Genomic DNA, 19,671 nt, shown 5'->3' on the forward strand with positions numbered 1-19,671 from the left:
CCCTTGTGTCTACCAATTCCACCACCCGGGCATCGGGTGTGAAAGCAAAAATTGGAGCGAGTAACGAGGTTCGAACTCGTGACCTCGACCTTGGCAAGGTCGCGCTCTACCAGCTGAGCTATACTCGCGTTCCGTTTTGTACATAAAAACCATATAGATTTGTTACATACAAATCCCGATTAAAATGGTGCCCGGGGCCGGACTTGAACCGGCACGCTGTTACCAGCGAGGGATTTTAAATCCCTTGTGTCTACCAATTCCACCACCCGGGCATCGGGCTTGCTTTCGCATGTGGATATGTTGAGAAATGGAGGCGGAACCCGGAGTCGAACCGAGGTAGACGGATTTGCAATCCGCTGCATGGCCACTCTGCCATTCCGCCGCAAATTTGGAGCGAGTAACGAGGTTCGAACTCGTGACCTCGACCTTGGCAAGGTCGCGCTCTACCAGCTGAGCTATACTCGCGTTCCATTATTTAAATCTACTTATTTACTAAGCTTCTTTAAACTTTAACTTGCTAGGTGATGATATCTAAATTTCATTTAGATGACATACTGCCCTCTCAACACGGACGCATTCTACAGAAGTTATGGAACGCGTCAACATAAAAAATGAATGTTTTGAATCGTTTGCTCAAAATTTATCTAAACCGCTGAGTTTATAATCATTTCAAGTCAAGAATTAGTCAATTCTCCTTTTGCAGCATAGAGATACTGGATCATAGAAACTAATGTTAGCAATGTCGCAATAGCTAAAAGTGCATAACTTAGCATCGTCATCCAATCTGATAATTGCCAAATCAAACCGATAATAGCTAACATCTGCGCAGCTGTTTTGAATTTACCCAGCCAAGATACTGCAACACTTCCTCTTTTACCTTGTTCAGCCATCCATTCACGCAGCGCAGAAATAACTATTTCTCTACTAATAATGACAACAGCAGAAATAGTAATGAAATAATTATCATAATGTGTAGCGAGTATCACTAATGCAACACTGACCATCACTTTGTCGGCGACGGGATCTAGAAAAGCACCAAATGGCGTTGACTGTTCCAACTTACGTGCAAGATAGCCATCGAGGATATCAGTAACGGAAGCTAACCAGAAAATAAAAGCGGCGGCAAAAAACGCCCATGAATAAGGAAGATAAAAAACGACTGCAAACACGGGAATGAGTAGCAATCTAAATGTTGTGAGCGTATTTGGAATATTCCACATAACTACTTGGTATTGTCTTTTTTTCTATGTTCGCATGATTGCTTAAGCTTTGTCATGCAAATGATTAAATATCTTTTCAGCCATTTCAGGGCTGATCCCAGGAACTTGCTTTAATTGATGTATATTTGCAGATTTAACTCCCTGCATGCCTCCCAAAAATTTAAGTAATGCCTGACGTCTTTTCTGACCTATGCCTTCAATCTCTTCAAGCACAGATTGTGTTCTTTGTTTTTGTCTTTTATTACGATGCCCTGCAATTGCAAAGCGATGTGATTCGTCGCGAATATGCTGAATAAGGTGTAATGCAGGTGAATCACTTTCAACATTCACCGTTTTACGACCGCCATCTATTAGCAATGTTTCTAATCCTGGCTTTCGGCTTGTGCCTTTTGCAACCCCTATCAGTATCGGCATTTTATTGAGTTGCCAATCAGCGAAGAAAGATTCCGCCCTACCTAACTGCCCCTTACCACCATCAATAAAAATAATATCGGGTACTTTCGCTTCATCCGACATTTTGCCGTAACGCTTATTTAATGCAAAATCCATCGCTGCGTAATCATCCCCAGGGGTGATCCCTGTCACATTATATCTGCGATACTCTCTATTGTTTGGCCCTTGACCATCGAATACAACGCACGATGCGACCGTGTTTTCTCCCATGGTATGGCTGATATCAAAACACTCCATTCTTTGAATGTCTGACAGTCCTAGCACCGCTTTTAGTTTGGCATATCGTTTGGTGATTGAGTCTTGTGCACTTTGTTTAACTTCAATACTGTTTTGCGCATTTTTATTTGCCAATGCAAGATATTGAGCCCGTTCTCCACGAACATTGCATTTGAAGTTAACTTTGCGCTTCGAAACTTGGCTCAGTGCGGCTTCTAACGCACTTCCCTCTTCTATTTCAAATGGCAATACAATTTCTTTGGCAATTCTAGAGTGGTTACCCGTTGAAATATAATACTGCCCGAGGAAAGAGGTTAGCACTTCATCAGCACCAGAATCTTTTGGCACTTTTGGAAAATGAGTTTTTGTCCCAAGTACTTTATGTTCCCTTATCATCAGTACATGAATGGCTACTAAGCCGTTCTTCTGCTCATAACCGATGACATCAAGTTCTGCAAAGTTCCCAGCAATGGACTGCTGTTCTTGCATCTGCCTTAATAAAGCAATTTGGTCTCTGTGTTTTGCCGCTTTCTCAAAATCCAAAGACATACTGGCGGATTCCATTCGCTCCACCAGCGCAGAGATAACGTCCTGTGAACGTCCCGTCAAAAACTGTCGAACCATGGCAACTTGTTCTTGGTATTCTTCGTCACTTACCTTGCCAACGCATGGTCCTGAACACCTTTTTAGCTGATACTGCAAACAAGGTCGGCTGCGTGCGCGGTAATACGCATCTTCGCATTGCCTAACAGGGAAAATCTTCTGCATTAACCTCAGACTTTCTGATACCGCCGCACTACTAGGAAAAGGACCAAAATATTCGCCTTTTTGCTTCCTACTACCACGATGAAATGCAAGTCTTGGATGCTGATGGGCGCTCAGGAAAATATACGGATAACTTTTATCATCTCTTAAGAGGATGTTGTAACGCGGCTGATATTTCTTAATTAAGTTATTTTCTAAAAGCAGCGCTTCGGTTTCGGTATTCGTTAACGTTACTTCAATATGATCAATATTACTGACCAATACCCGCGTTTTACTATCAGTGATAGTCGAGCGGAAGTAGCTAGAAACTCGTTTTTTGAGGTTTTTTGCTTTACCAACATAGATTACCTGGTCATCCACATCGTACATGCGGTACACACCAGGTTCTGTTGTTAATGTCTTGAGAAAAGGTTTGTAGTCAAATTCAGTCATTTAAAAAGAACTTAATGACTGCTATCTATATCGATCATTTTATGGCGAATCGCCAAGTGGGTTAATTCCACATCACCGCTCACATTGAGCTTTTCAAACATGCGATAGCGATAACTATTTACTGTCTTAGAGCTCAGGTTCAAGCGTTCTGCAATATTTTGCGCTTTCTCACCTTTAGTGATCATGAGCATGATCTGCAATTCTCTTTCCGATAGCGATTGGAAAGGGTTTTCGTCATTGCGGCCACTAAATTGCGCAAGGGCAATTTGCTGCGCAATTTCTGGCGCAATATAACGCTGCCCGGCATTAACCGCACGTATTGCATTGATCATTTCGTCAGGGCCTGCACCTTTTGTTAGGTAACCATGCGCACCAATTTGCATTACCTTGCTTGGGAAAGGATCTTCACAATGTACGGTAAGCACAATAACTTTTACATCAGGACAGTAACGGCAAATCTTTTTGGTCGCTTCCAATCCACCAATACCAGGCATGTTCATGTCCATTAGCACAATGTCAGGCTCACTTTGGCGACAAAAGGTTACGGCTTCCTCACCGGTTTTGGCTTCTCCTACCACTTTAAAGCCACGCACATCATCTAAAATGCGTTTTATGCCAGTCCTGACAAGTTCATGATCATCAACTAAAAGCACATTAATCAATGGCACACCCTCTACATATATTGGTAAAAGGAGCGAAACAACCAACAGCCTCGCTTCCAGATGTTTGAGATTACCACATATTTTTTAAAAGCATAACGATAGAAACGAGAGAAAAATACAATTTTGATATGAATTAACCAAATAGTTAATTAATGGAAGAAGCTGTTTGATTATAATTTCACCGCTTTGTGATTTTAAAGGCAGCCGCTACGGCATTTTAGCCATAGCGACTTATAGTAGGTTTATTTTTATATCACTCAGCTTTGCTTTGAAAATTTATCGACCCAAAGTGCAATCACACCGTCACCAGTTACATTACATGCCGTACCAAAACTATCTTGCGCTAAATACAAAGCAATCATCAATGCCACTGCGCCCTCATTAAAACCTAGCATGCTAGTCAATAATCCAAGCGCAGACATAACCGCACCACCCGGCGCACCAGGAGCCGCAATCATTACTACACCAAGCATAAAGATAAATGGCAACATTTCCGATAATGACGGTACAACCATCTCAGGAGAAAGCAGCATCACGGCCATTGCACAAGTTACTATGGTAATAGTCGACCCTGACAAATGAATGGTAGCACAGAGTGGTACGGTAAAATTGGCAACCTCTTCGTTAACATTATTAGATTTACTTGCGCGAAGAGACACAGGAATAGTAGCTGCGCTCGACATAGTACCAATTGCAGTAAAATACGCAGGTAGCATATTTTTGATTAATTCCAGTGGGTTTCTACCAAGTAACAGGCCGCTTACCACAAACAAGATGCTTAGCCATAACCAATGCATAATAATCGCTGCAAGCAATACCACGCCAAACGTACTTAAGGTGTCAAATACCGTACCTGCGACTGCCATTTCAGCAAAAACACCTGCGATATATAGCGGTAATACCGGAATAATGACTTTTGCAAGCAGTGCATCTACCACATCTCGAGCTTCGTCAGTGACACCTTTTAGTTTAGTTAAGCCACACTGACTCATACCAATACCAAAGATAAATGCCGTTGCAAGTGCCGTCATCACTCCCATAAGCGGTGGGATCTCAAGATTAATAAAGCTCTTAAGATGAGACTCTTCCACTGCTTGATAAGCAACACCACCATCAAAAAATGGAATGAAAGCATTAACTAATAAAAATGCTAACGTACCAGCGATAATGGTTGACCCATAAGCAAAGCCAACAGTCTTACCAAGCAAGTGGCCCGATCCCTTTGGTAAGCCTGCTATACCTGAAGCAATAAAAAGCAGGATTATCAGAGGAATAGTAAAGCTGATAAGTTGCCCTATGATCACCTTAAAGGTGTATAAGAGTTCAACCAACACAGTCGGCAAGTACAGACCCGCCAACATACCAGCGACGATACCCGCCACTAGCTTCAATATAAGAGACATAGTTACTTCCTAGCTGATTTTCAAAGGCGTTGTTGTAACATGTTTTTGACCATATTTGCTATTAATTCGATGGAGATCAATCGATTTGTACATTTTATGTATACATATTCGCCACCTAACGTAAATAATTGCAACTTGACGAAAATAAATTGTTTCATCCCATTGCATATTATCTAATACTGGCAAAAGTCTCTGTAAAATAATTAAATTCATGCTTAAAGCTGTAACCTACTCTTTTGTCGCGTTTAGTCTATCTAGTCAAGCATGGGCACTAGACCCAAATAAAATCCCATTTATCGATAGCTCTGCAGAAATTGATGGTGTACTTGAAGCCGATATTTGGCAACGTGCATTAGAAATAGATATCAACAACATCACTTGGCCATACGAGAACCAATCAAGTCCAGTACAAACTAAGGCCTATGTATATGAGAATGGTCAATCTTTGTTTATTGCTTTTGATGCAAAGGACCCTAACCCTGAGTTGATCCGCGCATTTTATCGTGACCGTGACCGCGCCTGGGAAGATGATCTTGTCGGCATTAAAATTGATTCATTTAACAACGCCCAAAGCGCTTATCAGTTTTTTATCAATCCACTAGGTGTACAACAAGACTCAATTGAAAACGAACTCACTAAAAGTGAGAATAGTTCTTGGAATGGTATCTGGGATAGCGTCGGAAAGATCAGTAAAGACGGTTATGTTGTTGAAGTTGAAATCCCACTTCGTGTATTGAATTTTAACGACTCCCTCAAGAGCAAAACCATGGCTTTAGAGTTTCTGCGTTTTTATCCAAGAAATGAAAGGTTGCGTATCTCCAGCATGCAATTGCGACATGCAAACTCTTGCTGGATCTGTCAAATGCCAAAATATCAAGGATTTGCTAAGGCTAAGCAAGGTAGTAACTTTGCCGTTATTCCAACACTTGTCACCAATAGACAAGAATCTCGCGATATTAATGATGGCATCGCAGAGCCGTGGCAAGCCGACAATAATGTCGAGCCTGGTTTAGACGTAAAGTGGGCTATCACACCAGACACGACGTTAAACGCAACACTAAACCCTGATTTCTCACAAGTTGAAGCTGACACAGGACAATTGAGCGTTAACAATAGCTTTAGCCTATTTTTCCCTGAAAAACGGGCGTTCTTTTTAGATAATTCCGATTACTTTTCTTCTCACCTTAACCTTATTCATACTCGGAATATTTCGGCACCCGATTATGGCGTCAAGCTTACCGGTAATAAAAACGGTCACACTTTTGCAGGATTTATTGCCAACGATGAAAGACTCAATGTCGTTGTTCCTGGAAATCTAGGCTCGAGTGTTGTCTCATTAGAGAGAAAAAGCCAAAACATGGCACTTAGATACCGTCATGACATAAACAAAACCTTGTCTGTAGGTGTGACATCGACGACTAGGCAAAGCGACGACTATCGCAACCAAGTTGCGAGTATAGACGCCAAATACAAGCCAACAGATAACGATACCTTACAGGTTCAGTTAATTGGCTCAGATACAGACTATGATAGCGCTTTCGCTGAAGCGTTATGTGATAGTACGCTCGCTGAGTGCGACCTAAACGAAAATGTACTCAGAGTGATTGACGAAGATGACCGTGGTGCAGGCTATTACGTTAATTACGAGCACAATCGCAAGCATTGGAAGGCATTTACCAGCTATCAAGCTCGCGATGCAGCACTTAGAACCGATATGGGCTTTATCACTCAGGTCGACTTTAATAAATTTCTTTTTGGCGGTGAGTACCGTTGGTATGGCGATGACAACAACTGGTGGAACCGTGCACGTTGGTATGCCGACTGGGATATTTCCCACAACGAGCAAGGCGAGTTATTAGAAAAAGAAGTGCAAACCAACTTTGCAGTTGACGGCCCGTTGCAAAGCTTTCTTGATTTCGGTGTTGAACATAGAAAACGCACTGGACTACGACATGATGAAACCCGTTTAGCGATTGACGACAATACCGATCTATTTACCGAGAATTCACAGTGGACCTATATGGAGTTCAAGCCAATGGCCGGCGTTTTCGCAGGCTTGAACTTAAGTAAAGGAAACCGCGTTGACCTTGCAAACAACCGTCTTGGTGATTTGTATTTCGCCCGCCCGGTTATTAACGTCAATCTTGGCAAACATTTTGAAGTTAGATTCCGCCACACATTCGAAAAAATGAAAGCAGATGGTGCGGAAGTTTATACCGCAAATCTGAGCGATATACGCCTGACTTACCAATTCAATATTAATAGCTATCTGAGATTGGCAATTATCAACACGGATATTTCAAGAAACCAAAGCAATTATAACGATGATGTTGATACTAATTATAAAAGTATCAGCACCCAACTGCTCTATTCCTACAAACTAAACCCGCAAACCGTTTTCTTTGCGGGCTATTCCGATCATGGTTATCAAGACGATGATTTGTCAAGGATAACTAAAGACGAAAAGACGGTATTTATGAAGTTCAGTTATGCCTGGTTGATTTAAATATCAACCTTTAAATAACTATTGGCTATAAGCAAATTTGATATATCTTATAGCCAATCTTTCCTTTCGTTTTGCGAAATGCGCAGTAAAGTGATGGAATACAAGCAAACCTAGATTAGGGAACACAAATGACTAAAGTATATGCAGACAACAGTCTAACTATCGGTAATACACCGCTGGTTAAAATCAATCGCGTTTCTGGCGGCAATGTTTACGCAAAAGTGGAAGCGCGTAACCCAAGCTTCAGCGTTAAATGCCGTATTGGTGCGTCTATGATCTGGGAAGCTGAAAAAGCGGGACTTCTTAGCGAAGGTAAAGAGCTTATTGAACCAACTTCAGGTAACACTGGTATTGCACTGGCTTTCGTTGCAGCTTCTCGTGGTTATAAGCTGACGCTTACTATGCCAAATACGATGAGTCTTGAGCGTCGTAAACTGCTAAAAGCACTTGGTGCAAATTTAGTGCTAACAGAAGGCGCTAAGGGCATGAAAGGCGCGATTGAAAAAGCGAATGAAATCCAAGCAAGTAACCCTGAAAAATACGTGTTACTACAACAGTTTGAAAATCCAGCAAACCCGAAGATCCACTTTGAAACAACGGGTCCAGAAATTTTCGATGCACTTGAAGGTAATGTCGATTACTTCGTCGCGGGCGTTGGCACAGGTGGCACGATCACTGGTGTCTCACGCTATCTGAAAAACGAAAAAGGCCTAAATGTTAAGTCAATCGCTGTTGAGCCAGTTGACTCACCAGTTATCACGCAAACCCTTGCGGGCGACGAAGTAAAACCAGGTCCACACAAAATTCAGGGGATCGGTGCAGGCTTTATTCCAGGCAATCTAGATCTTGAGCTTATTGATGGTGTTGAATTGGTGTCTAATGAAGATGCAATTGCAATGGCACATCAGCTGATGAAAGATGAAGGTATTTTAGTGGGTATTTCTTCTGGTGCAGCCCTAGTTGCCGCAAAGCGTATTGCCGAGCAACCTGAAAATGCTGATAAAAACATCGTGGTTATTTTGCCAAGTGCCGCAGAGCGTTACCTAACTAGCCCACTCTTTGCAGACACATTCTCCGAACAAGAATTAGTGCAGTAAGAGTAGAGCTTCATACTCTAGATTACCAAGAAGGGGCATCACGGCCCCTTTGTTTTTTATATTATTCCTTTTAATTTCACTTCCCTTCACTACACTTTATCTATTCGCTACGCTTTTTTGACTTCAATGATTGTAAAGACCTTATTACTCATATTCTTTCTCATGTTTAGTAGCTTCATCTATGGGGAGAATTTAAACGTCGCCTACTTTAAGGATGGTGAATTTCGCCTTGTTGCTGGAGAAAAGTATCAAGGGGGTTACCTATACAATAAGAAAGGCAAAAATGCGTTCATTCATATTGTCACATTAGATTGGCCACCTTATATCGGTGCACATCTCTGCAATAAAGGCTGGGCCTTTCAGTTTGCCGTCGCACTGCTTACAGACTTAGATTATCAGGTGTATGTCGAATTTTTACCTTGGGCTCGTGCTGTAAGAGCCGCGGAAACGGGCAAAGCCGATATTTTATTCCCTGAATACTATATTGAGGATTCAGCACCGTCTGACAATCATAAGAATAAGACCCGCAGAGAGCTACTTGCTTTATCTAATGCTTTTCCTGGTGGTGAAATCGGCTTCTTGAAACGCAGAGGCGAGGAAGACCGCTTTGATGGTAATCTAAGCTCAGTTAAAAATGAACTTATTGGTGTCGTGAGAGGTTATCAGAATACCCCTGAGTTTGATGCTATGATGGATAATGGTGAATTTGTTACGGTCGAGGCCGTAAATGATTTACAGCTGGTGAAGTTGCTTGTCGGTAAGCGCGTAAATTTAGTAATAGGCGATCCAAAGGTGCTGCGCTTTACGGTCAACTATTCAGACTTACCTAGAGCTGAGAAAATTGAATTACTGAGAAACATAGAAAGCGTGACACCACCTATAAAGTATAATCACCTCTACTTCGCGCTTAGCAAACAAAAACCTCATTGGCGTGAATTGCTCAAGGACATCAATCGCAACCTCTATCAGTTTGAAAACAGTGGTGAAACGCAAAGAATGATCGAAATGGTCAGTAACGAGTGTTATTAACCTCCACAAAGGGCTTAACGCCTGCGCACCGCGGTTTGTTCAATACCAGCTTAAACACACCGCATTTTTAGCTAAAATACGCTTAGGCAAATCGCTTTAGTTAATCCCTAAATACTTGTGCACTTGAACTGATAAGCGCCAATTTTTCGCTTTGCAATTGTCTATTGCAAGCTTAGTGGCCTTGGCTTTTTGGCTGATTGGCTGAAGATACACTAACTTTGGCTCAACTCCAGTTTGTGCAAATAACGCCTCTAATTCCTCAATATGCTTTTGCATCGCAACGGGGTGCTTTATCTCATCAGCACGAGCCATTGCACTTGGAAGTACTTTGTAACCCCCACGCATATTAATTTTTGGCGACACGGTAACCCAAGTTTCAGCTGGCGCGAGGATCTCAAATGTACCACTGGTTTCAATCTGTGTGCTGTACCCTTTGCTATGCAATAACTCGCATAACGGGCGAAGATCAAACATACAAGGTTCACCACCAGTGATCACCACATGTTTGGCTTGGTAGCCCCGCGACTCGAAAATCGCCAAGATCTCGTCAGCACTCGCGTTCGCCCACCACTCTGAGTCAGCCTTTTTTTCTACAGTGTTATCCAATGAAACAATAAAAGTGTCGTTGGTTTCCCACGTTTGTTTGGTATCACACCAAGCGCAACCAACTGGACAGCCCTGCAAACGTAAAAAGATTGAAGGCGTACCAGTGAAGCTTGCTTCACCCTGAATTGTTTCAAATATTTCGTTAACCTTGTACAAAATGGCCCCGTGTTTAAGATAAAGTTGTCGAAAAATACCGCGAGAAAATTGTCATTTCTCCAGCGGCCGTGTAGTATATCGCGCCCTGAAGTAAACCTCTATCAAAATCGAGGCAAATCACCTATGAGCGAAAAAGTTGTCGTAATCTATTCCGGCGGAATGGACTCTTACACTGTATTAAACAAGGCTGTCCGCGAGGGCCATGAGGTTTATGCACTGTCTTTTAACTATGGCCAGCGACATGTAAAAGAGCTACAAGTTGCCGCTGACGTATGTGCAAAACTCGGCGTTGCTCATAAGGTCGTTGATATTTCTGCTATCAATCAATTATTGTCAGGCTCTAGCCTAACTGATGACATCGACGTGCCAGAAGGCCACTATGAAGAAGAGAGCATGAAGAGCACGATTGTGCCTAATCGCAATATGATTTTGCTTTCTCTTGCGGTAGGTTACGCTGTCTCTCTAAAAGCAAATAAGGTATTTTACGGTGCTCACTCTGGCGATCATGCAATTTATCCAGATTGCCGCCCAGAGTTCGTTAAAAAGATGGATGATGTTTGTCGCATTGCGAACTACGACGCCGTTGAAATTGTGAGTCCTTACCTTAACAACTCAAAAATTGATATCCTGACTGACGGTCTAAAAATGGGATTAGATTACGCTGACACTTGGACGTGTTACAACGGCCGCGAAAAAGCATGTGGTAAGTGTGGTGCTTGCCAAGAGCGTCTCGAAGCATTTGAACTAAACCACGCAACAGATCCACTCCCGTACGAATAACCGTATCGAAAAAGGCCTCTGTTGAGGCCTCTTCATATGCTGTTCAGGTGCTTTTCAAGTGCTTCACTTTACCGGAAGCGTCATACCTTCAAACAGCTTGTCAATATCATCTTGATTTCGCAGCAAGCTTGCACGCTCTACCACATCTTTTGTGAGATGCGGTGCAAATCGCTCAATAAAGTCGTACATGTAGCCTCTTAGGAAGCTCCCTTTTCTGAAACCGATTTTCGTCGTACTTGCTTCAAATAGGTGACTTGCATCGATGCAAACTAAGTCGCTATCAGACTTTTCATCAAGTGCCATTGACGCCAATACACCAACACCGAGTCCTAATCTTACATAGGTTTTTATCACATCAGCGTCTGTTGCAGTAAACACGATGTGAGGCTCCAAGCCATGAGCATTAAATGCTTTATCCAGTTCTGAGCGGCCAGTAAAACCAAACACATAAGTGATCAACGGATATTTAGCGACGTCTTGCACCGTCAGTGCACTGCCTTTTTGTGCAAGAGGATGGTCTTTGGCGACCACAATACTGCGATTCCAGTGATAGCAAGGTAGCATGACCAGATCACTGTACAAGTGTAGCGCCTCGGTGGCGATAGCAAAGTCAGCATCACCTCGAGCGGCAGCATCAGAGATTTGCTGTGGCGTACCTTGATGCATATGTAGAGAAACCGCCGGGTATTTTTTCATAAACCCTTGGATCACAGGAGGTAACGCGTAACGAGCTTGTGTATGCGTCGTTGCGATGTTTAGTTTACCTTGATCTGGTAAGGTATGTTCATTTGCAACTGCTTTGATCCCTTCCACTTTAGAGAGGATCTCACGAGCAATATTAATAATTTCATTACCCGCGCCCGTAACATGCGTTAAATGCTTACCGCTACGGCCAAAAATTTGTACTCCCAACTCGTCTTCAAGCATGCGCACTTGCTTTGAAATACCAGGTTGAGAGGTATATAAACTTTCCGCCGTCGCTGACACATTAAGGTTGTGATTCAACACTTCGACGATATATCTCAATTGTTGTAATTTCATATTGCTTTTATTCTTATGATCTCTTGATGTTGAGCATCAGCCCATAGCAAAACCGCTTTTTGTTAGCGAGTTTAGTGCAAAGCGATAAAAACCGCCTGTTACGACCTTATGTAGGCTAGCACATTTGGTAAAAATGAGGTAGCCGAGAGGTACTAAATATCAGCATTTTCACAGGCGCTCCGGCAGTCACTTGGCCGAATAACGAATATTTTGACACGTTTTAGCAAACTCACGCGCTAAATCTGGCGACTATCTTTCACTAAAACTAACCGCTCATTTAGGCATCGGCTATACTAAAAAATAATGAATTCTTTATCTTTTTTACAGGTTATTGTCGTAAACCTGTTCAGAATAGTACGAATTCATGTAAGATTAAAAAATTACACTGGTGGTTACATGAAAGAGATTTCAGTATGTTTGTTTCTATTATAATAATGTTGATTGTTGCACTTATCGTCATAGCAGTTTGGGTAAGCGCGATCCAGCAACATAAAGAGAAACAAGAAGCGGAGAGACGCAAAGAACTTGCTAAGCAAAAGCGCGTAATAGAAGAAGCGGAAGACGTCATCATGAATGGCAGCAATATTCCGATGTCTGAAGTCATGATCCGTATCATTCAACGCCGCGTGCATGACGCTTTAGCCGCAATGGTGGAGCTGTCTCCAACTTCGAAAGAATTAAAAAGTCGCTTACACGAGTCGCAAGAGCGCTTAAATACTCAGCCTGAAAAAACAGCAGATTCAGACTCGATAGCACTTCCTGACAATGACAAACAAATTATCGCATTAGTTCAAGGCATAAAGAAATTACGCCAACTGCTGCGCTCTGAGCATAGTAAAGGCAAGGTGGACACTCAACTGTTCGTGAATGAAGACCGTAGGCTGGAGCGATTTCAGCTTAAAATCAATGTTGAAAGCCAGATAAAACGAGGGCTTTCAGCAAGGACTGCAAATATGGTTGGTTCAGCAAGACAATACTTTGAAAAAGCTTATGCTACAATTTGCGCCGTCTCATACAATGATGACTATGTAAAAGAGAAAAAAGCACAGCTGGAAGGTTATTTAGAAGAGATCAGCAGTGAACTTAGAGCGTCCAACGCATCAGCAGTGAAAAAGAAAGCAGAGCAAGAACAAGACGACTTGGACGTATTGTTTGCACCGAAGAAGAAGTGGTAACACCAAAACTTACGTAAAAGGCTGGCCTCCCAGCCTTTTTATTACAAATGAAATAAACCTGCCAGCTTAACCAAAAGCAAACTTAACGATAAAGAGTACTGTCAGTACCCAAACGCTGATACTGATTTCATTTGCTTTGTTACACGCCAATTTAACTGCCGTATAAGAAATAAAACCCAAAGCAATACCATGTGCGATTGAAAACGTAAGCGGTGTCATCAATAACACAACACTGACAGGAATAGCATCGCTCATCTCATCCCAATTAATCAACTTTAGGTTTTGCAGCATTAGTACCGACACATACAGTATAGCGCCTGCCGTCGCATATGCAGGAACCATTTGTGCCAATGGCGCAAAGAACATCATGAGTAAGAAGCAGATCCCCACGACCACGGCCGTCAATCCTGTGCGACCACCGACAGATACACCAGATACCGATTCAATGTATGAAGTCGTCGTCGAGGTACCGAGCACTGAGCCTGCAATCGTTGCTGTGCTGTCAGCTGACAATGCCCTACCCAGCCTTGGCATACGACCATGTTCGTCAGATAATCCGGCCTTTTGCGTCACCGCAACCAATGTGCCACTGGTATCAAATAAATCGACAAATAAAAATGCAAACACCACACTGAGCATGGAAAGCTCAAAAATTCCGCTCAAATCTAACTGCATATAGGTCGGCGCGATGCTTGGGGGCACATCAACAACCCCGTGATAGTCTACAAGGCCAAGTCCCCACGCAATACCCGTTACCATTAAAATGCTGATAAGCACACCACTTTTTATTTCACGGTACATGAGCGCCGCAATCACGAAAAAGCTAGCAATGGCTAATAGCGGGCCGGGAGAAGTGATATCACCAAGTTGTACTAATGTAGCATCACTCGCGACCACAATCTTTGCATTCTTTAGCGCGATTAATGCTAAGAATGCGCCAATACCTGCGGCGATCGCGCGCTTTAACACGATGGGGATAGCTTGGATCACCCACTCGCGCACTTTAAATACGCTCAAAAATAGAAATAAACAGCCCGACATAAATACCGCGCCTAATGCACTTTGCCATGTATAGCCCATGCCAAGCACAACACCATAGGTAAAAAAGGCGTTTAAGCCCATCCCAGGTGCAAGCGCTAATGGATAGTTTGCCCATAGCCCCATAATAAAACAGCCGATTGCAGCTGCGATACAGGTTGCAACAAAAGCAGCGCCATGATCCATGCCAGCTTCTGCTAGCATTGCAGGGTTTACAAAAACGATGTAAACCATAGTAACGAATGTCGTCAAGCCTGCAATCACCTCGGTTCTTACATTGGTGTGCATAGCTTGCAGTGAAAATAACCGCTCGAGCATAACTAAAATTACAAATTTGAGGAACAAGTGGTTGGATTTTAACACGAATCACTTTAAAACTCGGACAAAATAGTTAAAATTCAGCTACACTCTGCTTATCAACATTATTGCGAATAAAGATATGGATCAAAATAGCACCGACAACTCAGCAAACCATGACTTAGAACAGCAGCTGCTGAATGTGCTTGAATTTGTAACGTCACCATTAAAAGCGGACGCAAAATTCCCAGATCTTCACGACAATACCCAAGCTTTGAAAAAAGGCCTCTATTACCTAAAAGAAAGGTCTTTCCCGCTTGCGGCTAAATGGCTAAGACTGGCGGCAATGTCTGGTGATTTGAAGGCACAGTTCTTTTTAGGTTTGTTGTTTATGAAAGGTCAAGGTGTTCCACCCAGCCCCTTTCATGCAGCCGCATGGTTGAGCTTGGCCAGCAGTCAAGGCCATAAAGGCGCTGAACAAGTCCTACTTGATGTTCGCCGGTTTCTTACGACTAAGCGCTTTAGAGATGCGCAGTGCTATGCAGCAACCCTTTATGAACAAATTCATCAGCTACAACATATTAGCCAATAAATTAAATTTTACTCACCGAAACATAGGCTCGGTGTAGTCAAGCCTCCGCTTAAGTAAACGTGGGCTTTCCCTCTGCGATTATCAAAATCGATACAGTACGAAAACCACTGTATAGCATCTGAGAAAACTTTCTGTTGCTTTACCCATACTGAACTTTCGTCAATTAAGCGCTCATTTTAAAAAATCACAACCCGCTGTTTTATCTGACAAATTCAAATTCAATACAAACTAAACGTAAATATTGATTAAAAAGTTAGCAATTTTTCTTGCATTCACACACTGTATAAACTACTGTACACACATACTGTATAGATAACCAGTGAGACAATTATGTTACACAGCAATACACTTCTACAGCCAAACAATTCGACTTACTACACACTTAACGAAATCAATACTGCTATCGTTGAAGATGAGATCGTCGCTAGCTTAGAGTTACTTAAAGTTTTACATAAATGTCAGCATAAACAAGGCTGGACGCTACTCGTTGCGCCCGATAATGTACCAAACAAGTCACTACTAGAGAGTGCTTCAGTTGATGCAAGCAAGTTGCTCGTCATTAGGCAAAAGCATATATACGACCTTGAGTATGTGCTTAAAAGTGCTATAAGCAATGGTAATTTCGCTGCTGTGGTGATTTGGACTAATATTGCTTCAGTGCAAACTATCAACAAAATGGAATTGCCGGTATCTGACGTTGCGATCCTCTGTTTTCAAAGCGCTTAACAAGCTACAATAACGGGATATAAATTTGTTAAAACAGAAGTTTTTATGTCTTGTTATTGCAATTCATCCCTTCCCTATTCGCAATGTTGTGAGCCTTATCTTAAGGGACAAAAATTCGCAGAGCGTCCTCAAATACTCATGCGCTCTCGCTATACGGCATACTGCTTAAAAGATGCAAAGTATATTCATGACACCTACGCCCATGCTAAACAAGCACAAAACAATGTCGACGATATTGCAGCATTCGCTAATTATGCACACTTTATAAAATTGGAAGTGCTAGAAGAAGTAGTAGAAGCTACTCAGGGGATCGTTGAGTTTAAGGCGCACTATATCGCAGAAAACATGCACTATATACTCCATGAGAGATCAAATTTTATTACCGAAGCAGGCAGATGGTATTACTTAGATGGCGAATTGTACGATGCGCCTGCAACCAAAGTAGGCAGAAATGACGTTTGTCCGTGTGGGAGTGATAAAAAGTACAAAAAGTGCCACGGTAGCTAAAATAATCTGAATTCGAGATTAGATACAAAGCAATAAAAAAGCTTGAAGCGAGCTAAGGATGATTAAGAGCCGTTCAGCTTAAATATGAGGCGCGATAAGCATAGCGTTGAATGTCAGCCTAGTAACGAAGCAAGCAGCTAATGTTGTTACGCCGTCGCGCGTAACATACTCTGCATATCTCCCGTTGCAATTTGATCATAGAAACCAGCTGCATCCATTGCCTTATCAGTAACCAAGGCCAGTTTACCTTGCGCGCTCGCCAAACGTCTTTTAACCGCTGGTTCCAAATTTTCTACAACTTCGAGTGGAATATGCTTTTTATCATTTCGTGCGGCAAAAGGTTCTGGATTTAAATTTTCCTGTAATCGCAAGGTCGCCATCGCCCCCATAGATACCAGCTGCGCGTTATGCTGACCAATAAGCATATTGTACTCTTTTGGGGCAAGTGGCTTTTGTGGACCTATTTCAAATTGCTTTTTTAGTATTTCTTCTGAGTTATCTTTTGCGGCAGCTTCAGATTTTGGTAGATGAAATTGGCTAAAATCTAATGCATCGGTTGATAGCATAGATAACAGCATGGCAAAATCGGCAGAGCGCGTCTCATGAACACTGATGTTCAACGCGGACCCTAATTGCGACTCACTGATTAAAACGCCATCAATTTGCATGTATTCCAACCGATTATTTTACTAATTATGAATTTATCGGCCTTTTTCCGAAAAACTTTAGTAGTTTTCTTTACTTCGAAAAAAACTTTGTTATTATCACCGCCGTTGTTTAGGAGGGGTTCCCGAGCGGCCAAAGGGATCAGACTGTAAATCTGACGGCTCAGCCTTCGCTGGTTCGAATCCAGCTCCCTCCACCATAAACAACAGTTACAATTTCGGAGGGGTTCCCGAGCGGCCAAAGGGATCAGACTGTAAATCTGACGGCTCAGCCTTCGCTGGTTCGAATCCAGCTCCCTCCACCACTTTCAAATTGTAACGCTTTAAAATGTATGGAGGGGTTCCCGAGCGGCCAAAGGGATCAGACTGTAAATCTGACGGCTCAGCCTTCGCTGGTTCGAATCCAGCTCCCTCCACCACTTTTAAAGTAAACGCTCCAAATGATGGAGGGGTTCCCGAGCGGCCAAAGGGATCAGACTGTAAATCTGACGGCTCAGCCTTCGCTGGTTCGAATCCAGCTCCCTCCACCACCTTCTATTGTTTTATCTCATAATAAGCTTACATATATAAACGAGCTTAAAAATAATCCAAAGCCAAAAATCAAATGTGCTGCCATACTTTTTACCCTTGCCTTATTCGGCTCTGGTAATTTAGATGCTGCGATCCCTGCGCCAAAACAGGGTTGCATAATAAAAAATGGAAAAACACATGTTATTAAGCCAAAAACTAACGCAATCAAAAGGCTAGGCTCAATCAACCAAGGCTTGCCCACGCCCTGTAGTAACACCAAGGCGAATACAATCCCAATGAGATAATGCATGCACCAGCCAATGACACGTTCACCAGATATTGGTTTACTACGCCCGATACCTTGATGCGTAAGTTGACCTTGACACAAGTGTCCAATCCACCTACCAACTAACGCATAATCTAAGCCCTTTATGGCAAACACGCGACTTAGCATAAATGCCCACAAATCCATAACAAGCGTTGCACCAACGCCAATCACGACTGCTGGCATTAACATCGAATATAGGTTTTCCACTATTTTTACTCCTCTTTTTTACTGATAGCCGCTATCCTACTAGTTCAAGTTAACTTTAAGTCAAGGGCTAGAATGGATATCAGTGAAGTTGCAAAGAAGTCAGGTTTACCCGCATCCACGCTTAGATATTATGAAGAAAAAGGACTGATCCGATCGATTGGTCGACAGGGGCTCAAACGTGTTTTCCCCCCTTCGATACTTGAACGTCTAGCGCTTATTACACTAGGCAGAAACGCAGGCTTTTCGTTAGATGAAATAGCGGACATGTTTACCCCCGAGGGTAAAGCGGATATTGATAGGGCGAAGTTACAATCCAAAGCGGATGAATTAAATGAAACCATTAAGCATTTAACTGCAATGCGAGATGGCCTCTATCACGCTGCCAAATGCCCTGCGCCAAGCCATTTTGAGTGTCCGACATTTCAAAAGCTTTTAAAACGCGTGGGAAAAGTGAGGCCCGAAAAATAACAGGCATAAACCGGACACTATGCTAATGCTCAATCATCAAGTCACTACCGTGGTCACGTAAGTAACGCCGAGCCATTTTATGGTCGTGGCCATAGTGCTTTGTTACCAAATGCCAAAATGCGCTATTGTGTGCCATGACATGAAAATGGCAAAGTTCGTGCACGACCACATAGTCAATTACCCACTTAGGCGCACCAATCAAAAACGTATTAAACGCAAGCACGCCTTTAGATGAAAAACTGCCCCAGCGGCTTTTATAAACGCGTATTTTTAGGGTATCAAAGCGAGCTTGAATATCAGGTTGATAGCGCGCAATAACCATATCTAAATAGTCATTTAGCGTTTCGCTTAACAGCGCAACTAATTCACGCCATTCATTTTTGACAGCCTTAAGTAAAACCCTTTTGTTATCAAAATCAATTACAGAAGTCGTACTTTCGCCTCTTTGAATGGTAAAGGTCTCGCCGAATACTTGCACAATTCCTGTTTCCAGTGGCCGAGGGCTTTTTGGTATGATTTTTAGAGCAAGCTTTGATTTTATCCAATCGGATTTGCTTTCCACCCAATTATGTAACCAGCGCTCGCAAATTTGCTCTGGCGCATACACAAATACTTGGCCAGCTTTTATTTTTATCGCAACGCTCTTACGCTTTCGGCTTTTCTTTAATTGATATTGCAAGGTAACAAATTCTTAGTCACTAAAGCATGCATTATAGTATGAGCAACTTATCAGAGTCACTGCAAACGCCATGTAAGATAATGAATTCGACCAATGATGACAATACACTCATC

General features: G+C 42.4%; 19 protein-coding genes and 9 tRNA genes (1 of these 28 running past the window's edge). 13 read left to right on the forward strand and 15 right to left on the reverse strand.

The genetic code is table 11. The features are described from left to right. From B1L02_RS09870 to B1L02_RS09910, 9 genes are all read right to left on the reverse strand, one after another. Positions 1 to 31, reverse strand: a tRNA-Leu gene (locus tag B1L02_RS09870); it reaches 56 nt to the left of the window's first position. Between the two features lie 21 nt (positions 32 to 52). Further along, a tRNA-Gly gene (locus tag B1L02_RS09875) sits at positions 53 to 128 on the reverse strand. A gap of 57 nt (positions 129 to 185) precedes the next feature. Next, positions 186 to 272 (reverse strand) — tRNA-Leu (locus tag B1L02_RS09880). Between the two features lie 36 nt (positions 273 to 308). Further along, positions 309 to 382: transfer RNA gene (locus B1L02_RS09885), tRNA-Cys, on the reverse strand. Between the two features lie 7 nt (positions 383 to 389). Then, positions 390 to 465 (reverse strand) — tRNA-Gly (locus B1L02_RS09890). Between the two features lie 209 nt (positions 466 to 674). After that, positions 675 to 1,220: a CDP-diacylglycerol--glycerol-3-phosphate 3-phosphatidyltransferase gene (gene pgsA, locus B1L02_RS09895; protein WP_010375584.1), complete on the reverse strand. Its 546-nt coding sequence runs from the start codon at positions 1,218 to 1,220 to the stop codon at positions 675 to 677. Between the two features lie 42 nt (positions 1,221 to 1,262). Next, positions 1,263 to 3,086 carry an excinuclease ABC subunit UvrC gene (gene uvrC / locus B1L02_RS09900; protein ID WP_088530888.1) on the reverse strand — a complete coding sequence of 608 codons (1,824 nt, stop codon included), beginning with the start codon at positions 3,084 to 3,086 and terminating at the stop codon, positions 1,263 to 1,265. A gap of 11 nt (positions 3,087 to 3,097) precedes the next feature. Further along, the gene (gene uvrY / locus B1L02_RS09905) at positions 3,098 to 3,748 is read right to left on the reverse strand and encodes a UvrY/SirA/GacA family response regulator transcription factor (protein ID WP_088532262.1); all 651 of its coding nucleotides are present in this window, start codon (positions 3,746 to 3,748) and stop codon (positions 3,098 to 3,100) included. A 257-nt stretch (positions 3,749 to 4,005) separates the two neighbouring features. Beyond that, positions 4,006 to 5,151 (reverse strand): dicarboxylate/amino acid:cation symporter, encoded by a 1,146-nt coding sequence (locus tag B1L02_RS09910; protein WP_088530889.1) that lies wholly within the window; start codon positions 5,149 to 5,151, stop codon positions 4,006 to 4,008. A gap of 211 nt (positions 5,152 to 5,362) precedes the next feature. Here B1L02_RS09910 and B1L02_RS09920 point away from each other — a divergent pair, with 211 nt between their 5' ends. The 3 genes from B1L02_RS09920 to B1L02_RS09930 all read left to right on the forward strand — a co-directional run bounded on the left by B1L02_RS09920 (position 5,363) and on the right by B1L02_RS09930 (position 9,783). After that, positions 5,363 to 7,657 (forward strand): carbohydrate binding family 9 domain-containing protein, encoded by a 2,295-nt coding sequence (locus B1L02_RS09920; protein WP_088530891.1) that lies wholly within the window; start codon positions 5,363 to 5,365, stop codon positions 7,655 to 7,657. A gap of 128 nt (positions 7,658 to 7,785) precedes the next feature. Beyond that, positions 7,786 to 8,754, forward strand: a complete 969-nt coding sequence (cysK, locus tag B1L02_RS09925) for a cysteine synthase A (protein ID WP_088530892.1) — start codon at positions 7,786 to 7,788, stop codon at positions 8,752 to 8,754. Positions 8,755 to 8,916: 162 nt separating this feature from the next. Beyond that, entirely contained in the window at positions 8,917 to 9,783 is an 867-nt protein-coding gene (locus B1L02_RS09930; protein ID WP_088530893.1) for a substrate-binding periplasmic protein, read from the forward strand. Between the two features lie 96 nt (positions 9,784 to 9,879). Here the strand turns inward: B1L02_RS09930 and queE are convergent, their stop codons facing one another. Continuing rightward, positions 9,880 to 10,545, reverse strand: a complete 666-nt coding sequence (gene queE / locus B1L02_RS09935; protein WP_010375569.1) for a 7-carboxy-7-deazaguanine synthase QueE — start codon at positions 10,543 to 10,545, stop codon at positions 9,880 to 9,882. Between the two features lie 123 nt (positions 10,546 to 10,668). Between queE and queC the strand changes: the two genes are divergently transcribed. After that, a complete protein-coding gene (queC, locus tag B1L02_RS09940; protein ID WP_010375567.1) occupies positions 10,669 to 11,325 on the forward strand; it encodes a 7-cyano-7-deazaguanine synthase QueC in 657 nt (218 codons plus the stop codon). Positions 11,326 to 11,388: 63 nt separating this feature from the next. Here queC and cysB read toward each other — a convergent pair whose 3' ends face one another. Next, positions 11,389 to 12,366: an HTH-type transcriptional regulator CysB gene (cysB, locus tag B1L02_RS09945; RefSeq protein ID WP_010375565.1), complete on the reverse strand. Its 978-nt coding sequence runs from the start codon at positions 12,364 to 12,366 to the stop codon at positions 11,389 to 11,391. Between the two features lie 413 nt (positions 12,367 to 12,779). Here cysB and B1L02_RS09950 point away from each other — a divergent pair, with 413 nt between their 5' ends. Then, the gene (locus B1L02_RS09950; protein ID WP_010375563.1) at positions 12,780 to 13,541 is read left to right on the forward strand and encodes a hypothetical protein; all 762 of its coding nucleotides are present in this window, start codon (positions 12,780 to 12,782) and stop codon (positions 13,539 to 13,541) included. 66 nt (positions 13,542 to 13,607) lie between these two features. On the opposite strand, the gene B1L02_RS09955 is transcribed toward B1L02_RS09950, so the two are convergent. After that, a complete protein-coding gene (locus B1L02_RS09955) occupies positions 13,608 to 14,897 on the reverse strand; it encodes an NCS2 family permease (RefSeq protein WP_088532263.1) in 1,290 nt (429 codons plus the stop codon). A gap of 121 nt (positions 14,898 to 15,018) precedes the next feature. Here B1L02_RS09955 and B1L02_RS09960 point away from each other — a divergent pair, with 121 nt between their 5' ends. The 3 genes from B1L02_RS09960 to B1L02_RS09970 all read left to right on the forward strand — a co-directional run bounded on the left by B1L02_RS09960 (position 15,019) and on the right by B1L02_RS09970 (position 16,701). Further along, positions 15,019 to 15,468, forward strand: coding sequence for a tetratricopeptide repeat protein (locus B1L02_RS09960; protein ID WP_088530894.1), 450 nt, complete (start codon positions 15,019 to 15,021; stop codon positions 15,466 to 15,468). A 330-nt stretch (positions 15,469 to 15,798) separates the two neighbouring features. Continuing rightward, positions 15,799 to 16,194: a SulA-like leucine-rich domain-containing protein gene (locus tag B1L02_RS09965; RefSeq protein WP_088530895.1), complete on the forward strand. Its 396-nt coding sequence runs from the start codon at positions 15,799 to 15,801 to the stop codon at positions 16,192 to 16,194. A 45-nt stretch (positions 16,195 to 16,239) separates the two neighbouring features. Further along, positions 16,240 to 16,701, forward strand: coding sequence for a YchJ family protein (locus tag B1L02_RS09970; protein WP_117332894.1), 462 nt, complete (start codon positions 16,240 to 16,242; stop codon positions 16,699 to 16,701). Between the two features lie 146 nt (positions 16,702 to 16,847). On the opposite strand, the gene B1L02_RS09975 is transcribed toward B1L02_RS09970, so the two are convergent. Further along, positions 16,848 to 17,369, reverse strand: coding sequence for a VC2046/SO_2500 family protein (locus B1L02_RS09975; protein WP_088530897.1), 522 nt, complete (start codon positions 17,367 to 17,369; stop codon positions 16,848 to 16,850). Between the two features lie 112 nt (positions 17,370 to 17,481). On the opposite strand from B1L02_RS09975, the gene B1L02_RS09980 reads away from it, so the two are divergent. The 4 genes from B1L02_RS09980 to B1L02_RS09995 all read left to right on the forward strand — a co-directional run bounded on the left by B1L02_RS09980 (position 17,482) and on the right by B1L02_RS09995 (position 17,896). Continuing rightward, positions 17,482 to 17,566, forward strand: a tRNA-Tyr gene (locus tag B1L02_RS09980). A gap of 20 nt (positions 17,567 to 17,586) precedes the next feature. Next, a tRNA-Tyr gene (locus B1L02_RS09985) sits at positions 17,587 to 17,671 on the forward strand. 29 nt (positions 17,672 to 17,700) lie between these two features. After that, positions 17,701 to 17,785: transfer RNA gene (locus tag B1L02_RS09990), tRNA-Tyr, on the forward strand. Positions 17,786 to 17,811: 26 nt separating this feature from the next. Further along, positions 17,812 to 17,896: transfer RNA gene (locus B1L02_RS09995), tRNA-Tyr, on the forward strand. A gap of 17 nt (positions 17,897 to 17,913) precedes the next feature. On the opposite strand, the gene B1L02_RS10000 is transcribed toward B1L02_RS09995, so the two are convergent. Next, positions 17,914 to 18,411 (reverse strand): DUF2938 domain-containing protein, encoded by a 498-nt coding sequence (locus tag B1L02_RS10000; protein ID WP_223192044.1) that lies wholly within the window; start codon positions 18,409 to 18,411, stop codon positions 17,914 to 17,916. Positions 18,412 to 18,483: 72 nt separating this feature from the next. On the opposite strand from B1L02_RS10000, the gene B1L02_RS10005 reads away from it, so the two are divergent. Next, positions 18,484 to 18,879 (forward strand): helix-turn-helix domain-containing protein, encoded by a 396-nt coding sequence (locus B1L02_RS10005; protein WP_088530898.1) that lies wholly within the window; start codon positions 18,484 to 18,486, stop codon positions 18,877 to 18,879. Between the two features lie 22 nt (positions 18,880 to 18,901). On the opposite strand, the gene B1L02_RS10010 is transcribed toward B1L02_RS10005, so the two are convergent. Then, positions 18,902 to 19,558 (reverse strand): M48 family metallopeptidase, encoded by a 657-nt coding sequence (locus tag B1L02_RS10010; RefSeq protein ID WP_088530899.1) that lies wholly within the window; start codon positions 19,556 to 19,558, stop codon positions 18,902 to 18,904. Positions 19,559 to 19,671: the final 113 nt, after the last annotated feature.

The sequence above is a fragment of the Pseudoalteromonas piscicida genome (assembly GCF_002208135.1).
Lineage (GTDB): Bacteria > Pseudomonadota > Gammaproteobacteria > Enterobacterales > Alteromonadaceae > Pseudoalteromonas > Pseudoalteromonas piscicida_A.

Coding starts and splice junctions, on each gene's coding strand:
- B1L02_RS09930 (WP_088530893.1), top strand. CDS start 8,917: ATGTTTAGTAGCTTCATCTATGGGGAGAATTTAAACGTCGCCTACTTT.
- uvrC (WP_088530888.1), bottom strand. CDS start 3,086: ATGACTGAATTTGACTACAAACCTTTTCTCAAGACATTAACAACAGAA.
- B1L02_RS09920 (WP_088530891.1), top strand. CDS start 5,363: ATGCTTAAAGCTGTAACCTACTCTTTTGTCGCGTTTAGTCTATCTAGT.
- B1L02_RS09965 (WP_088530895.1), top strand. CDS start 15,799: ATGTTACACAGCAATACACTTCTACAGCCAAACAATTCGACTTACTAC.
- B1L02_RS09910 (WP_088530889.1), bottom strand. CDS start 5,151: ATGTCTCTTATATTGAAGCTAGTGGCGGGTATCGTCGCTGGTATGTTG.
- B1L02_RS09960 (WP_088530894.1), top strand. CDS start 15,019: ATGGATCAAAATAGCACCGACAACTCAGCAAACCATGACTTAGAACAG.
- pgsA (WP_010375584.1), bottom strand. CDS start 1,220: ATGTGGAATATTCCAAATACGCTCACAACATTTAGATTGCTACTCATT.
- queC (WP_010375567.1), top strand. CDS start 10,669: ATGAGCGAAAAAGTTGTCGTAATCTATTCCGGCGGAATGGACTCTTAC.
- B1L02_RS09955 (WP_088532263.1), bottom strand. CDS start 14,897: ATGCTCGAGCGGTTATTTTCACTGCAAGCTATGCACACCAATGTAAGA.
- cysK (WP_088530892.1), top strand. CDS start 7,786: ATGACTAAAGTATATGCAGACAACAGTCTAACTATCGGTAATACACCG.
- B1L02_RS09970 (WP_117332894.1), top strand. CDS start 16,240: ATGTCTTGTTATTGCAATTCATCCCTTCCCTATTCGCAATGTTGTGAG.
- B1L02_RS09950 (WP_010375563.1), top strand. CDS start 12,780: ATGTTTGTTTCTATTATAATAATGTTGATTGTTGCACTTATCGTCATA.
- B1L02_RS09975 (WP_088530897.1), bottom strand. CDS start 17,369: ATGCAAATTGATGGCGTTTTAATCAGTGAGTCGCAATTAGGGTCCGCG.
- B1L02_RS10005 (WP_088530898.1), top strand. CDS start 18,484: ATGGATATCAGTGAAGTTGCAAAGAAGTCAGGTTTACCCGCATCCACG.
- cysB (WP_010375565.1), bottom strand. CDS start 12,366: ATGAAATTACAACAATTGAGATATATCGTCGAAGTGTTGAATCACAAC.